The organism is uncultured Maricaulis sp., from assembly GCF_905480005.1.
Lineage (GTDB): Bacteria > Pseudomonadota > Alphaproteobacteria > Caulobacterales > Maricaulaceae > Maricaulis.
On the sequence record NZ_CAJQOO010000159.1, the window covers coordinates 21,231 to 27,815 of the forward strand.

Annotated in this window: 7 protein-coding genes; 4 read left to right on the plus strand and 3 right to left on the minus strand. The window is 64.8% G+C overall.

The window, feature by feature from the left end; all coding sequences use genetic code 11:
* The first annotated feature begins 5 nt into the window (after positions 1–5).
* Positions 6–1,322 (plus strand): ATP-binding protein, encoded by a 1,317-nt coding sequence (locus tag QZ266_RS13565; RefSeq protein WP_295696047.1) that lies wholly within the window; start codon positions 6–8, stop codon positions 1,320–1,322.
* Between the two features lie 200 nt (positions 1,323–1,522).
* Here QZ266_RS13565 and proC read toward each other — a convergent pair whose 3' ends face one another.
* From proC to QZ266_RS13580, 3 genes are all read right to left on the minus strand, one after another.
* Positions 1,523–2,365, minus strand: a complete 843-nt coding sequence (gene proC / locus QZ266_RS13570) for a pyrroline-5-carboxylate reductase (protein ID WP_295696049.1) — start codon at positions 2,363–2,365, stop codon at positions 1,523–1,525.
* Positions 2,366–2,373: 8 nt separating this feature from the next.
* A complete protein-coding gene (locus QZ266_RS13575; RefSeq protein WP_295696051.1) occupies positions 2,374–2,877 on the minus strand; it encodes a YbjN domain-containing protein in 504 nt (167 codons plus the stop codon).
* Between the two features lie 105 nt (positions 2,878–2,982).
* The gene (locus QZ266_RS13580) at positions 2,983–3,315 is read right to left on the minus strand and encodes an accessory factor UbiK family protein (protein ID WP_295696052.1); all 333 of its coding nucleotides are present in this window, start codon (positions 3,313–3,315) and stop codon (positions 2,983–2,985) included.
* A 112-nt stretch (positions 3,316–3,427) separates the two neighbouring features.
* Here QZ266_RS13580 and lgt point away from each other — a divergent pair, with 112 nt between their 5' ends.
* The 3 genes from lgt (at position 3,428) to QZ266_RS13595 (ending at position 6,409) form a co-directional block, all read left to right on the plus strand.
* A complete protein-coding gene (gene lgt, locus QZ266_RS13585) occupies positions 3,428–4,318 on the plus strand; it encodes a prolipoprotein diacylglyceryl transferase (RefSeq protein WP_295696054.1) in 891 nt (296 codons plus the stop codon).
* Positions 4,315–5,403, plus strand: a complete 1,089-nt coding sequence (locus QZ266_RS13590) for an SAM-dependent methyltransferase (protein WP_295696057.1) — start codon at positions 4,315–4,317, stop codon at positions 5,401–5,403. Before lgt ends, QZ266_RS13590 begins: the two co-directional genes overlap by 4 nt.
* A 73-nt stretch (positions 5,404–5,476) precedes the next feature.
* Positions 5,477–6,409 (plus strand): ribose-phosphate pyrophosphokinase, encoded by a 933-nt coding sequence (locus tag QZ266_RS13595; protein ID WP_295696059.1) that lies wholly within the window; start codon positions 5,477–5,479, stop codon positions 6,407–6,409.
* Positions 6,410–6,585: the final 176 nt, after the last annotated feature.

Consider the following 6,585-nt stretch of genomic DNA (forward strand, 5'->3'; position numbering starts at 1 on the left):
CCGGCGTGTCCCTCCTCAAGCGTATCATGCCCAAGGGGCTGTTCGGACGGACCCTGCTGATCATCGTCCTGCCCGTGGCGATGATGCAGGTGGCGGTGGCCTGGTCCTTCTTCGAGGAACACTGGGAGACCGTGACCAGCCGCCTGTCCGAAGGCGTCGCCGGCGAGATCGCCATGGCGACCCGGCTTTACGAGGAAGAAGGCGGTGAGACCCCGACTTTCCAGCGCCATATCGAGACGGCGCTCGGCACGACCCGCCTGTCCATTGATTTCCGGCCCGACGATACCCTGCCGACCTCGCGCCGCTCCTCCTTCTTCCGCACGCTGGACATCACTTTGCGCGAGGCCCTGTCACAGCAACTCGACAACCCGGTCTGGTTCGATACCACCCGCTATCCCAGCTATGTCGATGTCCGTGTCGAGGTTGAAGGCGGCGTGCTGCGCTTCATCACGCCGCGCGACCGGGTCTTTGCCACGACCGGGCATATCTTTCTGCTTTGGATCATCGGCGCGACGACGCTTTTGACCGCGGTCTCGGTCGTCTTCATCCGCAATCAGGTCAAACCGATCCGCCGCCTCGCCGATGCGGCCGAACAGTTCGGCCGCGGCCAGGATGTCGCCCATTTCCGCCCGGCCGGTGCCACCGAAGTGCGCCAGGCCGCCCATGCCTTCCTGGAAATGCGGGCCCGGCTGAAACGCCATCTCGAACAACGCACCGCCCTGCTCGCCGGCGTCAGCCATGACCTGCGCACCCCGCTGACCCGGCTCAAACTGCAGCTCGCCCTGATGCCGCAAACTGACGAGACCGCCGATGCGCGGCGTGATCTCGACGAGATGGAAGCCATGCTGGACGAGTATCTCGACTTCGCGCGCGGCGAAGGTAGCGAGGAAACCCAGCGCATCGACCTGATCGGACTGACCCGCGAAGTGGTCGAGGATGCCCGCCGCCATGGCGGCGATATCCGCTTTGACACGGAGGGCGCGCTCGATGCCGAATTGCGCCCCGGTGCCATCCGCCGGGCGCTCGCCAATCTGATCGGCAATGCCACCAGCTTCGGTGAAATGGTCGCGGTCGCGGTTGAGCCCAATGGCTCACGGATCGAGATCCGGGTCGAGGATGATGGTCCCGGCATCCCGGAAGACCAGTATGACGAGGCCCTCAAACCCTTCAACCGGCTCGATGAAAGCCGCAACCAGAACCGCAAGGGCGTCGGCCTCGGCCTCGCCCTCGCCCGCGACGTGGCGCGGGGTCATGGCGGAGATATCCGGCTGGGGAAGTCAGAGCTGGGTGGTTTGCTGGCGGTGATCAGCCTGCCACAGTGAGGACAAGCGCAGACAGAGTGGGTGATCGAAGGCGAGTGACGGAATGCTGGTGCGTTTCACCTGTCTGACCCACCGCTCCCGCTCTTTCATCCCCCGACATTCTTCCCGGAAGCGCACAGCGCCATCCGGGAGCAATGTGTTTGGGATAGCGGCGCGCGGAGGGGAATGGCTGACAGGTCCTTCCCTTGTCAGGGGAATTCCTACCGCTTGCCCGGATCCTGGCTGATTTGCCGGGAGCGACGCTCGGCCGCGGCGACCGCCTGGCGAACAAGTTCGGGCAGACCGCCCCCCGCGCCCATCAACACATCGACGGCCGCTTGAGTGGTGCCATTCGGCGAGGTCACCGCGCGGCGTAATTCCTGCGGGGTCTTTCCGGACTTGGCCAGCAGGGCGCCGGCACCGATGATGGTTTCGCGGGCCAGCTTGTCGGCGAGGTCGCGCGGCAGGCCTTCGGCAAAGGCGGCACCGGCCAGCGCTTCGGCGAGCAGGAAGACATAGGCGGGGCCCGATCCGGAGACCGCGGTCACAGCCCCGATCATGCGCTCATCCGCCACCCATTCGACGGTGCCCACCCCCTTGAAGAGACGGGTAACCGGCTTTTCCAGCGCTTCGCCGGCATCATTGGCAACGCAGACACTCATGGCGGCGCCGACCGCGGCTGCCGTATTGGACATGGCGCGGATCAGGGGACGCTCGCCCAGGGCCGTGGCCATGCGGTTGAGGGTGACACCCGGCATGAGTGAAATCACGCCGGTTTCCGGCGACAGGCGACCGGCAAGGGCCGCCGCAGCCGGCTCGAAAGCCTGGGGCTTGAGCGCGAAAATGACCAGTTCCAGATCCGCGGCGGCCTTGGCGGTCAGCTCGGGCAGAACCGTGAGACCGGCATTGGCGACGAGGTCCTGGACCGCATCACCGGGATGCGGATCAATAACCAGCAATTCCGGTCCGGTGACGGGACCACGCTTGGTCCGCAACAAGCCGGCCGCCAGCGCGCCGCCCATATTGCCACCACCGATCAAAGCAATCCGAAAACTGTTCGCCATATTCGGTGTCAGGCCTCGCCAGCAGTTTCGAACATGGCGGCCGCAACCGCCTCTTCGACGCCCTTGCCGCCCCAGACGAGGAAGTGGAAGGCCGGGTAGAAACGCTCGCCGGCATCGCGGGCAGCCGTGATCATTGCGGCAGCCTGGGACGGGGACACGGTTTCACCGCTGGGCAGGGACAGGGCGTGACGATAGACGATCGAGCCATCCTCGGCCCAGATATCGAAATGGCCGAGCCACAGCTTCTCATTGAGACGGGCGACCAGCTCGCAGACATCGCGGAAGCGATTGGCCGGAACTTTCAGGTCGAGGCTGCCGCAAATATGCAGGGCTTCCAGCTCCGGCCGCCAGGCGAACCAGATCTGGTGGTCGCGCCAGGCCCCGGATGCAGTGAGATGGATCTCACCGGTTTCGTCCCGGTCATAAGGGTATTGCTCGCCGATCACCGCCTGCTCGACCGCGTCGAGCGGGTCAGTCACAGTCGGTGAAAATTCGTCTGACAGCAGGTCCATCGAAGTGGCTCCATCGTCTGCGCGGCGACTCACACCGTGCCATGACGGTATGTCTGCGCCGCGTCAGGCGCAATAAAAAGCGCGCTGGGCGCGTGTTCGGAAAGGTCAGGCCTTGCCCGTCGCGGACTTGGTCGTCTTGGCCTTGCTGGCTGCCGGCTTGGCAGGTGTTGCTTTCTTGCGGGCCGCCGGCTTCGGCTTGGCTGCGGCCTCGAGCGCCTCGAGGCGTTTGGTCAGGGCGGAGACCTCCTCCTGGGAGGCATCCAAGGCGGCTTTCACAGCGTCGAATTCCTCGCGCGTGACCAGGTCCATCTCGGCGACCATGCGATCGGCGCGGGCCCGGAAAACCGAGCGCGCCTCTTCGCCCATGGCCTGCGCCGCACCGAAGGCGTCGGTCATGAGATCAGCAAAATCATTCAGAAGCGGGTTGCGCGTTTGCATCAAAGAAAGCCATTAGAGTGTTCGACATCGCCTATATGCGGCTCTGGCCCGAAAAGCGCAACGCGCCGTTCCGTCACAGCTGCACCTCGCCGAGCCACGAGCCGAGTACACCATGCAATATTGCCCGCCAAGCTTTGACCTGATCGATCCCGTCCTGTTCTCGATCGGACCCGATGGATTTGCCTTCGGCAGCCAGGATGCCATCTGGTTCGCCCTGCGCTGGTATGCGCTGGCCTATATAGCCGGCCTGATGCTGGGCTGGCGCTACATGGTCGCCCTCGCCCGCCGCCCCGCCCTCTGGCACGCACCGGGCAGGAAGAAGCCCAAGGCGCCCTTCTCGGAGCCGCAGGTTGATGATCTCCTGATCTGGGCAACGCTGGGCGTGATTGCCGGCGGACGTCTGGGCTTTGTGCTGTTCTACATGCCGGACATGATCTGGGAGCGGCCGCTGGACATTGTCCTGGGCATCACCGATGGCGGCATGTCCTTCCATGGTGGACTGATCGGCGTCTCGCTGGCGCTGTGGTGGTTTGCCCGCGGCCAGAAGCTGGACCTGTTGCGGATTGGCGATGCCGCCGCCGTGGTCACTCCGCTCGGCCTGCTCTTCGGCCGTCTGGCCAATTTCATCAATGGCGAGCTCTGGGGCCGTCCCACTGACGTGCCCTGGGCCATGCGCTTCGCCAATGACCCGCAATGCGCCCTGCGCCATCCCAGCCAGCTGTATGAAGCGGCGCTGGAAGGCGTGCTCCTCTTCGCCATCATCAATATCGCGACCTGGAAATTCCGCGCGCTGGAGAAGCCGGGCCTGAATGCCGGCCTCTTCCTGCTCTTCTACGGTCTGTTCCGGACCTCGCTGGAGCAGGTGCGCGAGCCGGACCTCTACATGCCGGAAGCGCTGCGCGGCTACATCACCATGGGCATGATCCTCTCCATCCCGATGATCATAGCCGGTGCCTGGCTGATCCATCGTGCCCTCAAGAGCCCGACCCCGACCAAACCATGATTGCCGACACGCTTCGTGACCGAATCCGGTCGGGCGGTCCGCTGTCGATAGCCGCCTTCATGACCGAGGCGCTGTTTGATCCGCGGCACGGCTTCTATGCCACCAAGGACCCGATCGGCGCCGGCGCGGACTTCATCACGGCGCCGGAAATCAGCCAGATGTTCGGCGAGCTTCTCGGCCTGGTCGCAGCCCAGACCTGGCTCGACATGGGCCGACCGGACACGCTCAAACTGATCGAGATGGGCCCGGGTCGGGGTACGATGATGGCCGACGCCCTGCGCGCCGCGCGTACCGTGCCGGGTTTCCTGGACGCGGCCGAGGTCGTGCTGATCGAGGCCAGCGCCGCCCTCAAGGCCGTCCAGGCGCAGACGCTGGGTCCCTCCGGGGCCCAGATCCGCTGGGTCGACCGGCTCGAAGCGGTTGCCCCGGGTCCCTCCATCGTCCTGGGCAATGAATTTCTCGACTGCCTGCCTGTGCGCCAGGCGCTGCGTCATGAGGGCGTCTGGCATGAGCGCCTGGTCGGGCTCAACCCGGACGATGATGGTGGGTTCGTCTTTGTGCTCGGCCCGCCCCTGGGCGAGGACGAAGCCCTGATTCCGCCCCGCCTCCGCGAGGCCGAGGACGGCGCCCTGGTCGAGCTGCGCCCCGGTGACCGCCAGGTCGTCGACCTGCTCGCCGCGCGCTTCTCCGATCAGCCCGGCCGTGCCCTCTTCATCGACTATGGACCGGCACAGAGCGAGATCGGTGACACGCTGCAAGCCATTCGCGCTCATAAGAAACAACCGCCGCTCGAGGCGCCGGGCACGGCAGACCTGACCGCCCGTGTCGACTTCGAATCCCTTTTGCTGGCAGGCCGGGACGCCGGTCTGACGGTCTATGGGCCGGAATGCCAGGGAGGCTGGCTCCTGGGTCTTGGCCTGGAAGCCCGCGCCGCCGCGCTGAGTCAGTCCCGACCCGGCAAGCGCGCGGAAATCGCCAGACAAATCTGGCGCTTGACCGATGATGAGCAGATGGGCGAGCTGTTCAAACTGGTCTGCCTGGACAGTGCGGATCTGCCACTTCCGCCGGGATTCTCCGCAGGCTGATCATTTCAGCTTCATTCCCCGGCGCGCCTCTGTTAAGCAGCCCGCGGTTTCTAAAGACTCGGGGGTCGAAACGATGAAGCTGATGTCGGGCACTGCCAATCCGGACCTGTCCCGGTCCATCGCCGACTATCTCGACGCACCCTTGACCGCCACCGAGATCGAACGATTCGCCGATGGCGAGATCTTCGTGCGGATCGACGAGAACGTGCGCGGCGAGGATGTCTTCATCCTGCAATCGACCTCCTACCCGGCCAATGACCACCTGATGGAATTGCTGATCTGCATTGACGCGCTGGTCCGCGCCAGTGCCCGCCGGATCACCGCTGTCATCCCCTATTTCGGCTATGCCCGACAGGACCGGAAGACCGGTGGCCGGACCCCGATCTCGGCCAAGCTGGTCGCCAATCTGATCGCCAAGGCCGGTGCCGACCGGGTTCTCACCGTCGATCTCCATGCCGGCCAGATCCAGGGCTTTTTCGACATCCCGACGGATAATCTCTTCGCCACGAAGGTGATGGAGGATGATATCCGCCGAAATTACCAGACCGACAATCTGCTGATCGTCTCACCGGATGTCGGCGGTGTCGTGCGGGCCCGCGCCCTCGCGAAGCTGCTCGATGCCGAGATCGCCATCGTCGACAAGCGGCGCCCCAAGGCCGGCGTCGCCGAGGTGATGAATATCATCGGTGAAGTCGAAGGCCGTCGCTGCATCCTGTTCGACGACATGTGCGACAGTGGCGGCACGCTGGTGAACGCCGCGGACGCGCTGCTGGAAAAGGGCGCAGTGGAAGTCTCCGCCTATGTCACCCATGGCGTGCTGTCGAATGACGCCCAGGGCCGGGTCGCCAAGTCGAAATTGCGCGAGCTGGTGGTGACCGATTCGATCGTGCCGCCGCCGGGCTCGACCGAAACGCCGAAAGTTCGCCGCCTCTCCGTCGCCCCGCTGCTCGGCGAAGCCATCCGCCGCATCGCCAATGACGAGTCGGTGTCGAAGCTGTTCGACTGACACTGCAACTGATGGCGGGCATGAATTCGCTGACTCTTCCCGTGCAGCGCTGTTGCGTGGGGCGTTTGGATCAGCTATAGCCCGCCGCTCGAAATAACACTGTAGGCATGACGCCTGGATAGATCGCCGCCCGCACTCAATCTGCTGGAGGCGGCGTTTGCATTTAAGGATCTGGA